Here is an 18,130-nt window from a genome sequence, read left to right as displayed (position 1 = left end):
ATACTTGAGCGCAATTGTAACTAGGATAAGGGTGTGTCTCTTACCTTGTGGTGTTACTACCATATAGCAAATCATTATCTTAGCTACAAATAATATACTGATGGTCGAGCATTTTAGTACGTACAAATCCTAAAATAGCTAAAGCAAAAAATTATAAGGCCATCAAAACAATACTTAAAGTTAGGAAGTAAATATGAGTTCAGCTCCAGATAGTGGCTGGTTTGGCCACCCTAAAGGACTTTCAACATTGTTCTTCACTGAAATGTGGGAACGAATGAGTTATTACGGTATGCGAGCTATGCTCGTATTGTTCATGACAGCAAGCTTACAAGAAGAAGGCCTTGCCTTTACCGTTGCATCAGCTGCTGCAATTTACGGCTTATACACAGGCGCGGTATACTTTTTAGGTTTACCTGGTGGTTGGCTTGCCGATAGATTATTCGGTGGCCAAAAAGCAGTGTGGTATGGCGGTATAATCATTATGATTGGTCATATTATTTTGGCTATCCCACATGATTATTCATTTTTTATTGGTTTAATATTTGTAGCAACAGGTACTGGTTTACTTAAACCAAATATCAGTGCAATGGTAGGCCAATTATACAGCGATGCTGATGAGCGCCGTGATGGCGGTTACGCTATTTACTACATGGGTATTAACTTAGGTTCTTTAATTGGTTACTACGTATGTGGTTACTTTATGGAAAACGTAGGCTGGCACTGGGCATTTGGCGCGGCAGCTGTAGGTATGGCTATTGGTTTAATACAGTACAAGCGTACACTTAATAATTTACCTGAACACAGCGCTTTACCTGCAAATCCATTAGGTCCAAAAGGTGCTTCACGCGCTTGGGGCGGTATTTTCTTATTTATAGTTGCAGCTGCTGCAGTAACTATTGCTGCAATGACTGGCGTTATCATTATTAATCCGACAGTAGTTGCAGGTTATACTGCTGTAGTATTTACTGTGATCTTTTTTGTTTATTTTGGCCTTATCTACTTTAAAGGTAAATTAACTGCCGCAGAAAAACAAAGAATGTGGGCACTATTTTTAGTATGTATTGCCTCAGCCTGTTTTTGGTCTGGCTTTGAGCAAGCGGGTTCATCACTAAACTTATTTGCCCGTGATTATACTGACCGCCTTATTGGTACTTTTGAAATTCCAACAACGTGGTTCCAGTCGTTAAACTCGTTGTTTATTATTGCTCTATCGCCATTTTTTGCAGCGCTTTGGATTAACTTATCTAAAAGCTTAGTTTCACCTAGCTACAGCGTTAAATGTGCTCTTGGTTTAATTATCATGGCATCAGGCTTTTTAGTTATGTTTATGGCGGCTCAGTACGCTGCTGAAGGTTTAAAGGTTGCGCCTTACTGGCTTGTTACTACTTACTTTTTACATGCTGTGGGTGAGCTTTGTTTAAGCCCTGTAGCATTAAGTGCTGTAAGTAAACTATCACCTAAGCGCTACACAGGCCAAATGATGGGTGTGTTTGTATTAACTTATTCTATTGGTAACATTATCGCAGGCTTACTTGCTGGTAATTTTGATCCGAATAACGTTGATGAAATTCCTAACCTATACCTACAAATTGCATTATTTAGCATTGGTGTTGGTATTGTTTTAGTACTTATGAGCTTTAAAGCTAAAGTATGGGAAAAACAAGGCTTAGAAGAAAAAATCGCTTAATATTTATCTGCAATTCAAATAAATATTAATAAAACCTCCCCCATAGCTCCTATGGGGGAAATTTCCTCAATTTTCTATGTCACAGCGGTGTTAACTGGTATTATCTCCTGATTAATTTTTAACTAGATTCAGGGAAGCAGTACATGCGCTTGTTAACTTTATCTCGCACCACATTTTTGACTTTATTTATTCTTTTATTATCTGCCTGTGGTGGTTCAGATGATCAAGTTACAACTAATCCTAACGATCCAGTCGAGCCAGAGCCAAGCGAATTAACTGTATCTGCAAGTGCAGGCCTAAATGTAAGCCTTGATGAAGGAAGCTTTTTACTCACAGTACCTGCCAATGCAGTATCGCAAAGCACTGAACTTACCTACGAAAAAACCGTTTTAGATGATGCTAATGCACTGCTAAATATTATCTCTGATATACATGTACTCACTCCAAGTACAGTTTCTTTTAGTAACCCAATAACAATTACCATACAAATACCAGATGATTACCAGCTAGGCGGACAGCTATTTATTGCTAGTCAATCGGGCGATTCATGGACAGTTATTGAAAACTCTTACGTTGAAGATGGATTTGTAAGCGCTCAAGTAACCACGCTTGGCACATATGCCATTATTATGCAGCGCAACGAAGCCTTTGGCGATATTGGCCCAACTTGTGATATTAACGCGACTGAGCAGTCAGTAAGATTTATTCATGTTGCCGATTTACACGCACGATTTGGTTATGAGGAGCAGTATTTTAGCCGCATAAAAGCCTACTACAACCAAGCGTTAGCGCAAACGCCGCACACCCTTTTTACCAACGGGGGTGATGACTACGAAAAAGGCACTGTTGCCGAGCAACTATCACAAGGTAGCGCAACTGAAGAAGCGATAAAAGCAATGCAGTTCGACTTGCGTGTTGTAGGTAATCATGACTACGCATGGGGGCCAGAAAAATTACTGAGCTACTCACAAGATGACAGCGCCATTGTACTTGCTAGCAATACCCGCTATGAGGGCGAACAGTTACAAGACTTTGCTGCGGTAGGCTTTGCTAAAGTGCAAGTAGGTTGTGTTACCTTGGGCGTATTTGGTATGACCTCAGTACCATGGAGCGAGCTAGATGAACCTATAGACGATGAGCCAATTCCTGATTTTATCAAACAGTTTAAAATGAGCTGGCAGTGGCAACAAATAGCACAAAGTATAGTAAGCCAATACCAAGACGACGTTGATTATATGGTAATGCTAAGCCATTTAGGTGAAGGCCTAGATATTGATATGGCAACCGATGTTACCGGTATAGATTTAGTTTTAGGCGGACATACCCACGGCGGTGAAAGTTATACTACGCTCGAGAATGGGAGCGTTGTTATACAGCCAGATTTTTATGCAAAAGGTATTACAGACGTAACACTTACCTTTAACACTCAAGATAAAACGTCGCCTACAATTAGCTACAGCACAATTGAAACCGACAGCGTGACAGAACTTGATGAGCCGACTAAACTGGCAATTGATGAAATTATGGGCCGTTATGCCCCTGATGCAGATACAGAAATTGCTATTTCTGAAAACTATCCTGGTAGTTTAGAGCTTGCAGAAATAACCGCTTTAGCAGCTGCTCACTCGAGCAATATCACTGCGGCACTTTTAAATCCTGAACTTGTGCAAACCCGCTGGACACCGGGTACATTAACACAAGAAGACTTTCATAAAGCCTATTATGTAGAAAGGCAGCCTTCAAATACGCCTGGGTTTAATGCGCTATACAGCGTAACGGTTACAGGCAGCGATTTAAACACCATGTTTACCAGTCAACCAGATTGGTTTTTACTAAAGCCTGATGATATACAAGCCTCAAGCACATACCAGGTCGCTTTATTTAAAGGTGCTGCGCTTAATCCTGAATTATTTTTTAACGGTGTAACGTTTTCAAACGTAGAAGCAATTGACGAAGCATGGTGGTTACTAGATCAATACGCGCGCTTTAGAACAAGCCAATGCTTATACCTAGATACCGATAATCAATTATTTTCATGTAATGAACAGAACAACATCACGGTGTGGAATTTTGACGATGCAAATAACCCTTTAACTGCAGATTATGGCCCTTCAGTATTGAGCTACTTTGATCCAGAACAAACAAACTGGGGTCCTGAAGAAACACAATATAATACAACTCAAGCACTTGGTATTTCAGATTTAAGTGACGCAAGCTCAGGTGTTATGGCGTTTTCAAGGCATGCTCCCACTGAAGGGTTATTAATTACATTAAATACACCCGCTAATGGCGATTATGCAAGTGAAGGTATGGTGTCAGACTACACCTTAGTAATGGACTTATATTGGCCAGAAGAAGGGAGAGATATTTACCGCGCGGTTATGCAGGCAAATACCCTAGACTACCTAACTGATGATGCCGATATGTTTATCGACCCAAGTGGCGGCTACGGTAAATCAACCAGCGACAGCGGCTATTTTGGTGATACACAACCGCAAAATTGGCATCGTGTTGCATTTGTATTTTATACCGCACCAAGTAATGGCGTGTTTGAGGTTTATATAGACGGCGAGTTAGCTGGCGTAAAGGAAGATGGTGAAATTGATAGCACATGGGCATTAAACTCAGCCGTTTTATTATTTACAGACAATAACTTTGAAACAGAACCCGGTTATTTAAATGCGCTTTTATATGCCGGACGTGCAATGACCCGAGATGAAATTAAAAGCATGGGCAACGCGCAATCGAAACTTACTTTTGAACCTGCGACACGTGTGTTAAATCAAACTATTGAACGTCACTATCAAGCAGCCCCTGAGATAAAACCTAACGCATGGTTGGAGCAACGTAACAAGTTTTTTAACAGTGGTACACAAGCTGTAAATAATTAATTACAAAAAACGTCATAAATAATAATCACTAAAAGAGGTTTTAATCATTTAAAAACCTCTTTTTTATTCATATAAAACAATGAATTAAATATAAGTCACACTGTTAGTCGCAGTTAATTTTGCCTCTAGCATTTCAAACCGTAATGTAAAAAACGAACATTTTAGTAAACGTCTTATTTAATTTACAGTTCGGTTATTTACTAAATATTGACCCCCTCTTCCCCAAACCTAAAATCTGGTTGATTATCTAGCTCAATACGACAACAACACATAATCGCAGTAGCAATATTTATTGCAGGAGTAATAAAAAATGAGTGAAGCAAATAATCCACTAGGTTTAGTTGGTATTGAGTTTACTGAATACGCAACACCTGACGCAGACTACATGGATAAAGTGTTTACTGATTTTGGTTTTTCAAAATTGAAAAAATTCAAAGGCAAAGATATTGTCTACTACAACCAAAACGACATTCACTTTTTACTAAACAATGAACGTGATGGCTTTTCAGCAGAATTTGCTAAAAGTCATGGTCCGGCAATCTGTTCTATGGGCTGGCGCGTTAACGACGCGCAGCACGCATTTGAAACAGCGGTAGCTCGTGGTGCAAAACCTGCAACCGATTCAACACACAAAGATTTACCCTATCCTGCCATTTACGGTATTGGCGACAGTCTAATTTACTTTATTGAGCAGTTTGGGGATAAAGGCACTATTTACCAAAGCGACTTTGAAGATTTAGCTACAGCAAACATCGTTGATGATAAAGGGTTTATGCGTATCGACCATTTAACTAACAACGTTTATAAAGGCACAATGGAAACATGGGCTAACTTTTATAAAGATGTTTTTGGTTTTACAGAAGTCCGTTATTTTGACATTAAAGGTCAAAAAACAGCGCTTATTTCGTATGCACTTAAGTCACCTTGCGGCACCTTCTCTATTCCAATTAATGAAGGTAAAGGCAACGACAATAACCAGATTGATGAGTATCTAGGCGAATACAACGGCCCTGGTGTTCAGCATTTAGCGTTTTTAACTGATGATTTAGTTAGCTCACTTGATAAGCTTGATAAATCGACCATTGCTACTTTAGATATTATTCCTGAATACTACGACACTATTTTTGACCGTGTACCTTGGGTTGCAGAAGACAAAGAAAAAATTCGTGAGCACCAAATATTAGTCGATAGCCAAAGTGAAAATTGCTACTTATTACAAATATTTTCTAAGAATTTATTTGGGCCAATTTTCATTGAAATGATCCAACGTGTTGACGATGGCGGCTTTGGCGAAGGTAACTTCCAAGCGCTGTTTGAATCAATTGAACGCGATCAAGAGCGCCGCGGCGTTTTATAACTTTTTTGAGTAAATTAAAAGCAGCGATTTTCGCTGCTTTTTGTCGTTTTAAATTTAAAAAGTATTGTGCCAAGCACTAGTATGATTAAATAAACCATACCTTGTCGCCATACAGTAAAAATAAAAAGGAAATGTAATGAGCCTTATTAACGAAACCCATGATATTAATTTAACGAGCTGGGTAAGCTCTGCAAATAATGCAGAGTGTGATTTTCCGATTCAAAATTTACCTTTTGCAGAGTTTCGCACCAAAGGCACTGATGAGGCCTTTCGCGGCGGTGTGGCAATTGGCGACCAAGTTATCGATTTAGTAAAATTAAGCCACTTAAACATTTTTACCGGTGATGCTAAAACAGCGCTTGATGCAGCAAGCGAATCTACATTAAATACGTTTATGGGGCTTGGCCAACAATATTGGTCTGCACTGCGTTTAGCACTTTCAAAAGCACTTCGCGAAGGCGCACAACAACAAAAAGAAATTGAAAGTACATTAATAACCCAAGCTGATATAGAGTTTTCACTCCCGTGTCGCATTGGTGATTACACCGACTTTTACACCTCAATTTACCATGCAACAGCCGTTGGTAGCTTATTCCGCCCTGACAACCCATTACTGCCTAACTATAAATGGGTACCAATTGGCTACCATGGTCGCTCTTCATCTATTGATGTATCAGGGCAAACATTTCATCGCCCTCAAGGGCAAACAAAAGCGCCTGATGCAGATGTCCCTTCTTTTGGCCCATGTAAGCGCCTAGATTATGAGCTAGAACTTGGTATTTACTTAGGCAAAGGTAATGCACTTGGTGATGCTATCGCCATCGAGAATGCTGAGAATCATGTATTTGGTTTTTGTGTATTTAACGATTGGTCAGCACGTGATTTACAAGCATGGGAATACCAACCTCTGGGCCCATTTTTAGCAAAAAACTTTGCCTCAACCGTATCTCCTTGGATTGTAACCACTGAAGCACTAGCCCCTTATAGAACAAGCTGGACACGTGATGAAAACGATCCGCAACCTATGGAGTATCTAGAATCTGCAGCTAACCGCGAGCAAGGTGCATTTGACATTCAAATGGATGTTAAAATTCAGACTGAAAAAATGCGCAGTGAAGGTCACTCACCTACCCGCGTATCAACCTCTAGCTTTAAGCACTCTTACTGGACAGTGGCACAAATGGTAACGCACCACACAGTAAATGGTTGTAACTTTATGCCAGGTGATATGCTGGGCTCTGGTACTCAGTCAGGCCCAACGCATGAAGAAGCGGGCTCTTTATTAGAGCTCTCTCGTGGTGGTAAAGAAAAAATAACACTCAGTAATGGCGAGCAACGCAGCTTTTTAGAAGATGGCGATAACGTGATTATGCGCGGCTGGTGTGAAAAATCAGGTTTTGCACGAATTGGTTTCGGCTCTGTAGAAAGCACTGTTTTAGCTGCAAAATAATTAAAACGTTAAAAAATTAAACTTTATAAGGGTTGCATAAGCAGCCCTTTTTTATTAAATTTTGAACAGTTACAATTTTTTTCTGGCTTTTTAAGCTCAGATTGATACATTAATTCGGTTAATAGCCAGTATTTATATGCCATGCCAGTATCTATAAAGTCTTTTTATAAAAAATTATTCCCAGCTAGACAGCTGCTTATTCGCCAAAACGGCGAAGTTAAGCACATTGTTTTAGCCTCTTGGTTACAACTTTTCGTAGTAATTCTACTTTTAGCGACTATTGCCTGGGTTAGCATTTCAAGTTTTCGTGTTTATACGCAAACGAACCAAATTTCTAATATAGAAAAAAATCAATTAAGCAAACAAACTCTTTGGCAGCAAAAAGCCAGTGAGCAGCAAGCCTTACATGCAAAACAATTAGAACAACTCGCAGTGCTTGAGCAAAAACAAGCGCTACTGCAAAGCATGATTGAATCGCTCCCCGCTTCAATTAGTAAAGAAACAATTAAAATTGAAGATGAGCTTCAGTCGCCAATTAACGATGATAAAGGTGAGTTTCATGAGCCTTTAATTGATGAAGAACAAAAAAATAAGCATGCAAATTTAATAACTCCTATTACGTTTGCAGCACGTGCTCAGCAATTAACACAACATTACGAAAACAATTTTGCGCTACTTGATAGCGAAATAGATAAACGCCACAGTGCTATTTTAGCCATGCTTAAAGGCGTAGGGCTTGAGTCTGCTTTAGAGCAACATTTAACATTAAGTGCAATAACAGCTGCACAAGGTGGTCCACTGGATTTATTTGATGAAGCTAAAATTCCTACGCAATTTTTAGCGATTGCCGATAAGCTATTATTATTAAATAACCTAGAGAACTTTTTAACTGAGTTACCAAACTCATTACCTTTAGATGCCGCTAAATACTACATCTCAAGTAATTTTGGACTTCGTAAAGATCCAATGAACAGCCGCCGAGCATTTCATAAAGGGGTTGATTTAGCAGGTTGGCACAAAACAAAAATATTTGCTCCTGCGGACGCTGTAGTCCTTCGTGCTGGCCGAAACGGCGGTTATGGTAACTTTATAGAGCTTGAGCACAAAAATGGCTTAGTGACTCGCTTTGGGCACTTAAATAAAATTAAAGTTAAAAAAGGCCAAACCATTGCCAAAAATGATGTTATTGGTTTAATGGGTAGCACTGGCAGAAGTACAAGCACGCACTTACACTATGAAGTACTAATTGATGGCAAGCACGTCAATCCTCTAAAAATAACAAAGGCGCTTTCTCTTGTTCGGTAAAAAAAAGCAAAACACAAATAACACTAGCTTAAAAAGAGTTAACCATACACCTTCAATTATATCTGAAGACGTGCGCTTAACGGGCACTTTAACAAGCCAAGGTGAAGTTCAGCTAGATGGCCGTATTGACGGCGATATTAAAGCTGAACATTTAGTTATTGGTTCAACAGGGATTGTTGAAGGCATAGTTGAAGCTAAAAGTGTCATTGTCAAAGGTAAAATTATTGGCTCACTTAACGCAAGCGAAGTTAAAATTCAAAGTAGTGCTCACGTTCACGGTGATGTATTTCACGATACGCTAAGCATTGACGCTGGCGCTATTATTGAGGGCAGCTTAAAGCAGCGGTTTGAAAAAGAAGAGCCCGAATTAATTAGTAATGATTCAAAACCTGCAAAAGAAGTAAAGGCATTACTTGATGATAGCGATAGCGACTTGTCGTTTGTTAATAAACAAGCCGCAGACAAAACTAAGTAGAGTTTGGAGCTACTTTTTTTCAGTAATATACATTGTAATATCTGCAGTGAACACCAGTTCATTGCGGGTATTGTAAAGCTTAACCGGCACAATTAAATCTTCTTTATCTACCCACACATGCGGTAAATCAATCTCCGCAATTGCTGTCACATCAGTATCTACTTTCGCTAAATATTGAACGGTCATCCCTTTTGGGATCCAGCGATGAGTTTTTACAGGTACAGTTGCATCAACCATTACGCCTGCACACAATTCAGCTAAGTTACACTGTGCAATAGCGTGAATAGTACCAATATGATTGTGTACGCTGCGACGGTTTTTGACTACAGCGCTACAGTGCCCCTCTTTTAAATCAAGTATGTACGGTTTCATTGAGCCAAAATAAGGCGCCTTAAAGCATACCGCTTTACTAAACAACCAATTCCCACATGGCAGGCTTTTAAATTTTTGCCATGTTTTTAAAAGTGCGGATTTATTACTCATTATTATTTCCAAACATTTATATATTTTCCAAAATTAACACATCAGACCAGTTTAAAAAAGATAATTGAAGCGTCTATTTGTAGCTAATTAAGTAAAAAACACGAATGACGACGTATGCAGGGGTCATAAGCCCTTTCTTTTTTATGGGTGGACACCTAAAATACCCAGCAAAAGGAGACTCAATGCAAACACGCCCAGCTAAACCCAATTTAGTATTACTGCTCATTTTAGCGCTACTCGTTATTTTTTGCCCAATGGCAATCGATATTTACCTACCTGCCTTTCCTACTATCGCAGAGCAATTTGCTGTATCAGAGCAACAAGTACAACAAACCGTCGCTATTTTTATGTTAACCGTGGGTTTAGGACAGCTAATTGCAGGTCCACTTGCTGATAAATTTGGCCGAAAACCTGTCGCCATAGTTGGGGTTAGCCTATATGCGGGCTCGGCATTACTCGCCTATTTTGCTCCTTCGTTTGAAATTTTAATGGTGGCACGTGCGCTACAGGGCTTAGGGGCGTGTGCCACATTTGTTGTTGCATTCGCTATTGTACGCGATAAATATGGCAGCGAACGCAGCGGGCAAATGATCACCTATTTAAATGGTATTGTATGCTTTATACCCGCTATGGCCCCTATTTTAGGTGCGTGGCTAACCGTGCAATTTGGTTGGCGAATGAACTTTATGTTTTTAACTGCTTTTGCCATTGTAGGTTTACTCGTTACTTTACTGTTTTTTAGAGAGACGCGCCCTGCCGATAGCCATTACCAAGGTCATATTTTAGATTTACGTCGTTTTAAACCTATTATCAAAACGCCCGTGTTTTTGTTCAATAGTTTACTGTGCATGGTCGCTATGTCAGCCATATTGGTTTATGTAACACTCGCCCCGGGCTGGATCATTACTTATTTAGGTGGCACCGTTGCCGACTTTACTTTTTGGTTTACTTTAAATGCGGTACTGAGCATAGTGGCAAGTTTTATCACCCCAATGTACATAAAACGTAATAGCCAACGGGCTTTGCGTTTAGGGGTAAGCCTATTGGTTTTTTCTGGTATTTTAATGCTTGCCTTAAGCCATATAGAAACAGCTTTTGCTCTTATGTTACCCATTTTAATTTCAGCTTTAGGTTTTGCGTTAAGTTTGGGCTCAGCAGCAGGTATGGCACTTTCAAGCTTTCCTAAGCAAGCTGGTACAGCGTCTGCATTACTTGGAGCAATGCAAATGAGTGGAGCAAGTATGCTGGTATTTTTAACTCAATACTTAGGGTTAAGTACACCTTGGCTCATTGCATTTCATTTATTGCTGCTAGCACCGCTATGGCTTATTTTAATGAGTAAAAAGCCCATACGTTACACCCTGCTAAAACATGATTAATCCCGATTTTATAGTTTCTTTTTTATTGGCTAGCTTTTTAATGGCTGTCGCACCTGGGCCATCAAATGCATTTTTGATGGCACAAACTTTTGCCAATGGCAGAGCGGCCGGTATGCAAAGTGCTTTTGGCTTTGCTTTAGGTGGGGTTGTACATACCTTTTTTGCCGTGATTGGTTTAAGCGCAGTGTTAAAAGCCTCAGCCACGGCCTATAGCGCGGTGCAATATGCTGGTGCTGCTTACTTATGTTATTTAGGGTTTATGATGATCAAGGACACATTAAAGCGCACTACTTCCACAACCGACTGCGCTGGCAAAGAAAAACCACACATTAGTACAAGTAAAAAATCTAACGTGATGTTTCAGGCCATGATGACCGAAGTGTTAAACCCTAAAGTTGCATTGTTTTTTATTGCGTTTATACCCCAATTTGTAGATCCAACTTTATCATCAGCTACTTTTCAGCTCGCTTTTTTTGGTTTGCTCTATCCTATTTTTGCTTTTCCGATTGACTGCACGTATATTTATTTTGGCGATAAAATTGCCCAGTTTTTTAGGAATCACCCAAACAGTCAGCTTTGGATTGATAGAGTCTCCGGTATAGTGTTTATTGCGCTTGCCATAAATTTATTATATTAATTACAAATAATTAGTATTGCTTAACTAATAATAAGATGCAGCATGGAACAAAAAACACAGTCGTTACCAGCAAATAAAAATATTGCCTTAGTTGCCCATGACGGTAAAAAAGCCGCATTAAAACTATGGTGCGAAAAGCACAAAAACGCTCTTAGCAAACACACTCTTTATGGCACAGGTACTACAGGACATTTGATTGAAAAAACCACCGGGCTTGATGTAATTCAGCTATTAAGTGGCCCAATGGGTGGGGATCAACAGTTAGGTGCAAAAATCGCTGAGCATGAAATTCATGTATTAGTGTTTTTTTGGGATCCGTTGGCATCGCAACCACATGACCCAGATGTCAAGGCACTGCTACGTTTAGCGGCTGTCTGGAATATTCCGGTGGCGTGTAATGAAGTAAGTGCAGATATGCTATTAAGTTCACCACTAATGGATACTGAACTTGAGCGTACATTGCCAGATTACGAAAAATACCTCGCAACCCGACAAATCAGTCTTTAAATACTCTTTTAAGCTACTTATAAAGCATGCTGGCCCATTTAGTTAGGCCGGCTGTAACACTACCAAAGTGATCCCCGTTCACCATTTTTATATCACCTAAGTGTTCACTTAGCGCCGCTTTAATTAAGGGCGATTGTGCGCTGCCACCTGTTAAGTAAATAACATCTGGTGTTGTTGCTGCATCAGTAATTGCTTGTTTTGCTAAAGTTACTATTTGGCTAATACTACTTTCTACAGCAACTGCTAAATCGCTGACCGATAAATTTTTATTAAGGCCACTATCTAAAAAGCTTAGATCACAATCAAAAGCATCTGCAGACGAAAGCGCAATTTTAGCCGCCTCACCTTGCTGTACAAGTTGATGCCCCTGCTTGTTTTGCTGTAAATGCATTAAACGTTTATAGAGCGCTGGTGCACTTACATCACGTAATTGGGCGCTTAATTCTCGGTAATGATTTTCGCTATAAAATTGGCTCTGTAAATTTACATCATTAATTTTACACGCTTGCCAAAATGGTTGATTAGGCAAAGGGAGGCCCGATTTAAACGTACTCCCTAAACCAAGTAATGGCATTAAGCCATGAAAGCTCAGCGCTATATCTAAATCGTTTCCGCCAACGCGTTTACCACTGTGGGCTAAAAAGTCGCTATCGCGCTCACTCTTACCTCTAAAACTAGGCCCCATTTGTACAAACGAGCAATCGCTTGTACCGCCGCCTATATCAATAACTAATACCTTTTGATCTTGGTTCAAATCACTTTCGTAATCGATTCCAGCAGCCAGTGGCTCATATAAAAACTCAACATCTTTAAAGCCTGCGCGTTTTGCTGCTCGATCTAAAATACCAACAGCTTGCTGGTTCGATTGCTCACCGCCAACGGCCTGAAAGTTAACAGGACGCCCAATAACAGTTTGAGTAAGCGTTTTACCTAAAGAGAGCTCTGCACGCTGTTTAATTTTTAAAATCATTGCGGTTGCAATGTCTTCAAAAAAATTAATTTGACCTTGTTTGAGGCCCGTTGCGCCAAAAAATGACTTAGGGGACTTAACAAAATAGCCTTCCTCAGGAAACTGTACATACTCACTAATGGCTTCACGGCCAATAAAAAGCGTTTCGTCCGAAGGTTGTAAATCAAGATCTGATTTAATACGAGGTAGTGTATTTAATAATGCTTGGCGCTGCGTTAAAAAGTCGTGCTCATGGGCTGTACCATGTATGTGCTTAGCAACAAAATCAACAACCAAAGCGCTGTGATGAGTGTAAAGCGTAGAAGGTAAGTAATGTTTTCCTTGCTCTAACGGTACTAATTGAACCTGACCTTCGTCCATAACACCCATAGCACAATTAGAACTACCGTAATCAAAACCTACAAACATACTTCACCACACATTACCAAAAAGGCCGCGCAATTTAGCACACTTTATAATAATTATAAACGCTATAAAGGCTCTCTAACTCTTAAAAAGCTCGCAAAGCGTGGTAAACCATTTTTTGTTAGGCCATGGTATCGGTACGTCACTGTACTGCCTATTAAAGGCGGACTTTTACGCTGCACGTCGCTAAAACCAGTACCTATTTTAAATTCTTGTCCGTCTGATGTTTTTACTTTTATAGCGCCAAGCATACCTTGATACTTTCCTTTACCAGGTAAATGCTCAATTACAACAGCCTCAGCGTCTAGGTAAGGCTTTAACTTTAATAGTGCATCAGAGCGTCCGCTTTTATACTTAGCACTTGCAAGATGAAGCATAACCCCTTCTGCACCTTGTGTGGTTAAGCCTTTAAAATAGCTAGTTAATGATTGAAGACTATTAAAGCTATGTTGTTTAACCGCTTTAATATGAGGTAAATTAAGCTTCTCAACTAATTGACTGTAATTTTGATAGCGAGTGCTAAAAGGAATGCTCGGATCTGGCATATCAAATACTTGATACGCAACGCTCTGCCAGTCGTGGTTATTAGGTATTTTGGTTCTTACGATACCGCTTACACGTGCAAAATTATTACGCTTTATCCAAAGTTCTCCATCAAGCCAAACCTGTGGCAATGCTTCAGTAAACCAACTAGGTGCATTAATAGCATTTCCTTTGCGAGTTACAAACTTATCACCGGTCCATATTGCTCTTACACCGTCAAATTTTTCACTGACTAAGTAATTTTCAATATTGCCATGTTTAGACTCGTCATATACTTTTGCTAAAAGCACATCTGGCTGAAGCGCATAAATAGCGTGTGTAAACACAACACTTAATAAAATTAAAAGGTACTTTATAAAAGCCATTACTGCATCCCTGCAAAGTAAATAAGGCTTAAACTATAGTTGAGATTGCACCCACTGCCAAAACTCACCTAAATTTTTCATGCGATAAGTCGCTTTGCTAAAGTCATGATCAACCGTATGGTGATTTGCAATCGCAACAACATGAACGTGTGCATTATTTGCAGCGCATACACCGGTAAAGGTATCTTCAACAGCAATCGCATGCTCTGGCGCTACATCAATATGTTTAAGCGCTAAAAGGTAAGGATCCCCTGCTGGCTTTGGGTTAGTTACATCATCTTTAGTAACCACAGTATCAAATAGCTCATAAAAGCCCAGCCCTTTTAATATAGGCATGGCTTCGCTGCGCGCACTGCCTGTAACCAATGCCATTTTTAAACCGCTTTTTTTAACGGCTTTCAGTGTTTACTCAGCAAAAGGCATAATAGGAGGTAAATTACTTTTTACGTACTCACCAAATAAACGGTACTTTTCGTCTGCTAAAAACTGTGCACTTACTGATAAGTTGTTTTCATTTTTGATATCAATAGCGGCCTCAAGCGTTGGTCGCCCTGAAAATCGCTGGCAAAACTCATCCTCACTATAACGTATGTTGTAAGGCGCTAATAATTGACTCCAGCACACAAAGTGCATGCTTTCTGAATCTACTAATGTGCCATCCATATCAAATAATACTGCGTTTAAGCTCATTCTCACTCCTTAAATTTTAGCGTTAAAAAAGGCGCCTAGGCGCCTTTTGTGTATTACTATGTTAAGCCTGCTGGAGGCTCAGCAAATGCTTCTTCACCGGTTTCAATATCAACTAGCTCGTAACCACGAGTTTTGCGAACAACTTTAAGTACAGGCTTTTCAAACGCTGTGTTTAAACGCATAGAATCATCTTTTAACTCATCAAGCGTTGTACCAAAAGGAGCCGCACCTGTCTCAGACCAGTTGGTCACTTTACCGTTTAGGTTATATTCTACTTCGTGTATTTGATATTGTGCTGCTTCGTCTTTCGTTGCTTCACAAAAAATTACACGATAATTCCAAAATCCAGCCATTTTTTTATCTCTTTAAATTAATTAACGCTACTTTACCAGCTTTATAAAAACATAAAAGCCTGCACAAGGCAGGCTTTTAAAATTAATTTAAGTTAATTTTAGAAAAAGTTAACTTTAAATTCTGCACCAATGTAACGCTCTTCATTAACAATACCCGTATTGTTATTGAAATCTACTGCGCCGATTACTTGCTGCTCATCAAATAAGTTACGAACAAAAGCAGATACTTGGTACTCGTAGTCACCTTCAGCCCACTCATAACCTGCGCGTAAACCTACTTCGGTTAATGCTTTACCTTCAAACTCAACAGACTCATATAAGAACATGTTAATTTCGCTACGGTAAGAAATATCACCTAATGCAAAGAAATTACCTTCAGCAAGCTCTTTGTTGTAACGAAGCGTAAAGTTAGAAATCCACTCTGGAGCATGCGGTAAGCTGTTACCATCAAGTACCGCTAAGCCTGCACTGTTAATAGGGTCATTAACTGTACATTGTGCACAAACAGCCACAGCTAAATCATTATCTTTAATTTCAGTTTTGTTGTAGCTTAAGTTGAATGTTGCATTAAACTCATCGCTTAATACCCACTCAGTATCTAGCTCAAAACCATAACCTGTAGTTTTATCAGCATTAACTAAGCGGTTAAAGTTAGCACCACCACCTACAGCTGTAAGCTGTTGGTCATCCATTGTGTAGTAAAATACAGTTGCATTTACACGGCCTTGACCGTCAAGTACATCTGACTTAATACCTGTTTCAAATGAAGTCACTGTTTCTGAATCAGCAGTTGTTACGTCATCACCAAACAAAATACGACCCTGTAAGCTAGGTGCACGGAATGTATTTGCAACACGGCTATACCAGTTTACATCTTCGTTTACTTTGTAGTTTGCAGATAAGTCCCAGCTTACATGGCTGTCGCTAACTTCTTTTTCTATGAATAAAGGACCAACGCCAAATACGCTAAGTGGACTGAGTGTACGGTCTGCCGAGAAATCTTTTTCATCATCAGAGTAACGCAGACCCGCAGTTACTTTTAGCTTATCTGAAAAAACATAATCTACAGAGCCGAAAATAGCCCATGCAGTTGTATCTTGCTGCTGCTGAACGTAGCCATTTAAAGCACCATTGTTCGCCGTGTCATAACTAAAGTTTTCAATTGTTAGCTCTTCATCAAAGTAAAAAAGACCAACTTGGTAGTTAAAATCACCACTAAAGTTACTTGCAAGGCGTAACTCTTGAGTTAACTGATCGTGATCTGGGATCCCATCAGCACTTTCTGAAGAAAAAGGAATAACACCAGGCCCCATATCAACTGCAACATCATCTATTGTATAGCCGCCGTAACCACCGTCAATATCTGCACGAGAGTAAATTTCTGCACTTTCCCAACCTGAAATAGAAGTTAGCGTGTACTCATCGCTAATATCCCACTCAAGCTTTAAGCTTGCGCCTTCAGATTCTACTTGTTGTGTTGAACGTGAAGCAGCATCTTGATAAACAACATCGTGTTCGTAGTTGTCTACTAAGTCATTTGAACCGGCTTCAATAACGTTTGCACGAAACGCAATTGGTGAGCCGTCTAAATCACGTGTGTGATAGTTTAGTAGTGCAGTAAAGTCATCGCCTTCGTATAAAAACTGAATACGCGCTGCTTTTTCTGTGTAGCCGCCCTGTTCATCTTTAGCTTCAAAACCAGGCGCTTGGTTATCGATGTAATCGTCTTTGTCTTGCCACAGTAATGAAACACGTGCAGATAAACGATCTGTTAATGCGCCACCTACAGCACCTTCTGTATCTACAGCGCCACGACTACCGTAAGAGACAGCACCGTAACCTTCAAATTCTTGACTAGGTTTAGCAGTATCAAATTTAACTAGGCCAGCCGGCGTGTTACGGCCAAACAATGTACCTTGAGGACCACGTAATACTTCTACGCGTTCTACATCAAATACCGGGAAACCTTTTAAAATAGCATTTTCTTGAACTACTTCATCAACAACTAATGAAACTGGTTGTGAAGCATTCAAATCGAAATCGGTATTACCCAGACCACGAACATAAAAACGAGGGAAAGAACGTCCAAACGAAGATTCGATTGAAAGACTTGGAATTTTCGCACTCATAAAGCGAATATCCATACCTGCTGAGCTGTATGCATCTAAGTTATCACCTTGTAATGCAGATACTGCTACAGGTACTTCTTGAGCATTTTCTACACGTTTACGAGCGGTAACTTGGATAACTTCTAGTTGATTGCTTTTTTTAGCGGTATCTTCTTCAGCAGCGAAAGCCGAAACGGATGTGCCAGCAGCAGATAATAGAGCAGCATTAATAATGGTCGCTATTGCAGTTTTTTTTAATGATTTCATGTCGGGTATTAACCTTTTGTATGCACTCTTGTTCAACGGTTTTTTGTGTTGCGCAATGTATTCATTGCGGGCTCGTACAATTTTTCGCGTCTTGCTATATGGCGCGCGGACCTCATCACCGAGAGTACAAAAACGGAGTAATAAGGCTGAACGAACGGTTAATATTATACCATTGTGTAATAATATTACTGCATAAATATGTGTAAAATTAGAAACTTTTTTGCAACATTTAACTACAAAAACATGCGTTTTTATCTG

Annotated in this window: 13 protein-coding genes and 2 pseudogenes; 9 read left to right on the top strand and 6 right to left on the bottom strand. The window is 39.7% G+C overall.

The window, feature by feature from the left end:
* Positions 1 to 193 precede the first annotated feature (193 nt).
* The 6 genes from ALFOR1_RS04860 to ALFOR1_RS04835 all read left to right on the top strand — a co-directional run bounded on the left by ALFOR1_RS04860 (position 194) and on the right by ALFOR1_RS04835 (position 9,165).
* Complete coding sequence (locus ALFOR1_RS04860) at positions 194 to 1,687, top strand: peptide MFS transporter (protein ID WP_104642239.1); 1,494 nt, start codon at positions 194 to 196, stop codon at positions 1,685 to 1,687.
* A gap of 143 nt (positions 1,688 to 1,830) precedes the next feature.
* A complete protein-coding gene (locus ALFOR1_RS04855; RefSeq protein ID WP_104642238.1) occupies positions 1,831 to 4,578 on the top strand; it encodes a metallophosphoesterase in 2,748 nt (915 codons plus the stop codon).
* 310 nt (positions 4,579 to 4,888) lie between these two features.
* Positions 4,889 to 5,935 (top strand): 4-hydroxyphenylpyruvate dioxygenase, encoded by a 1,047-nt coding sequence (gene hppD / locus ALFOR1_RS04850; RefSeq protein WP_058547348.1) that lies wholly within the window; start codon positions 4,889 to 4,891, stop codon positions 5,933 to 5,935.
* Positions 5,936 to 6,071: 136 nt separating this feature from the next.
* The gene (fahA, locus tag ALFOR1_RS04845) at positions 6,072 to 7,385 is read left to right on the top strand and encodes a fumarylacetoacetase (RefSeq protein WP_104642237.1); all 1,314 of its coding nucleotides are present in this window, start codon (positions 6,072 to 6,074) and stop codon (positions 7,383 to 7,385) included.
* A 141-nt stretch (positions 7,386 to 7,526) separates the two neighbouring features.
* A complete protein-coding gene (locus ALFOR1_RS04840; protein ID WP_104642236.1) occupies positions 7,527 to 8,690 on the top strand; it encodes a M23 family metallopeptidase in 1,164 nt (387 codons plus the stop codon).
* On the top strand, positions 8,680 to 9,165 hold the full coding sequence (locus tag ALFOR1_RS04835; RefSeq protein ID WP_058547345.1) for a bactofilin family protein: 486 nt from the start codon (positions 8,680 to 8,682) through the stop codon (positions 9,163 to 9,165). Before ALFOR1_RS04840 ends, ALFOR1_RS04835 begins: the two co-directional genes overlap by 11 nt.
* Before the next feature lie 9 nt (positions 9,166 to 9,174).
* Here the strand turns inward: ALFOR1_RS04835 and ALFOR1_RS04830 are convergent, their stop codons facing one another.
* Positions 9,175 to 9,648, bottom strand: a complete 474-nt coding sequence (locus ALFOR1_RS04830; protein ID WP_104642235.1) for a hotdog fold domain-containing protein — start codon at positions 9,646 to 9,648, stop codon at positions 9,175 to 9,177.
* 182 nt (positions 9,649 to 9,830) lie between these two features.
* Between ALFOR1_RS04830 and ALFOR1_RS04825 the strand changes: the two are divergent.
* The 3 genes and pseudogenes from ALFOR1_RS04825 to ALFOR1_RS04815 all read left to right on the top strand — a co-directional run bounded on the left by ALFOR1_RS04825 (position 9,831) and on the right by ALFOR1_RS04815 (position 12,171).
* Positions 9,831 to 11,023, top strand: a pseudogene (locus tag ALFOR1_RS04825) (multidrug effflux MFS transporter).
* Positions 11,020 to 11,664: a LysE family translocator gene (locus ALFOR1_RS04820; RefSeq protein ID WP_104642233.1), complete on the top strand. Its 645-nt coding sequence runs from the start codon at positions 11,020 to 11,022 to the stop codon at positions 11,662 to 11,664. Before ALFOR1_RS04825 ends, ALFOR1_RS04820 begins: the two are co-directional and overlap by 4 nt.
* Positions 11,665 to 11,706: 42 nt before the next feature.
* The gene (locus ALFOR1_RS04815) at positions 11,707 to 12,171 is read left to right on the top strand and encodes a methylglyoxal synthase (protein WP_058547341.1); all 465 of its coding nucleotides are present in this window, start codon (positions 11,707 to 11,709) and stop codon (positions 12,169 to 12,171) included.
* 13 nt (positions 12,172 to 12,184) lie between these two features.
* Here ALFOR1_RS04815 and yegD read toward each other — a convergent pair whose 3' ends face one another.
* From yegD to ALFOR1_RS04790, 5 genes and pseudogenes are all read right to left on the bottom strand, one after another.
* A complete protein-coding gene (gene yegD / locus ALFOR1_RS04810) occupies positions 12,185 to 13,549 on the bottom strand; it encodes a molecular chaperone (RefSeq protein WP_104642232.1) in 1,365 nt (454 codons plus the stop codon).
* A 62-nt stretch (positions 13,550 to 13,611) separates the two neighbouring features.
* Positions 13,612 to 14,454, bottom strand: coding sequence for a DNA ligase (locus ALFOR1_RS04805; RefSeq protein WP_104642231.1), 843 nt, complete (start codon positions 14,452 to 14,454; stop codon positions 13,612 to 13,614).
* A 33-nt stretch (positions 14,455 to 14,487) separates the two neighbouring features.
* Positions 14,488 to 15,144: pseudogene (locus ALFOR1_RS04800) on the bottom strand (HAD family hydrolase).
* Between the two features lie 56 nt (positions 15,145 to 15,200).
* Complete coding sequence (locus ALFOR1_RS04795) at positions 15,201 to 15,497, bottom strand: hypothetical protein (RefSeq protein WP_104642230.1); 297 nt, start codon at positions 15,495 to 15,497, stop codon at positions 15,201 to 15,203.
* A gap of 98 nt (positions 15,498 to 15,595) precedes the next feature.
* On the bottom strand, positions 15,596 to 17,872 hold the full coding sequence (locus ALFOR1_RS04790; protein WP_104642229.1) for a TonB-dependent receptor: 2,277 nt from the start codon (positions 17,870 to 17,872) through the stop codon (positions 15,596 to 15,598).
* Between the last annotated feature and the right edge of the window lie 258 nt (positions 17,873 to 18,130).

Source organism: Pseudoalteromonas carrageenovora IAM 12662 (assembly GCF_900239935.1).
Taxonomy (GTDB): Bacteria; Pseudomonadota; Gammaproteobacteria; order Enterobacterales; family Alteromonadaceae; genus Pseudoalteromonas; species Pseudoalteromonas carrageenovora.
This window is presented reverse-complemented; position numbering and strand designations above follow the sequence as displayed.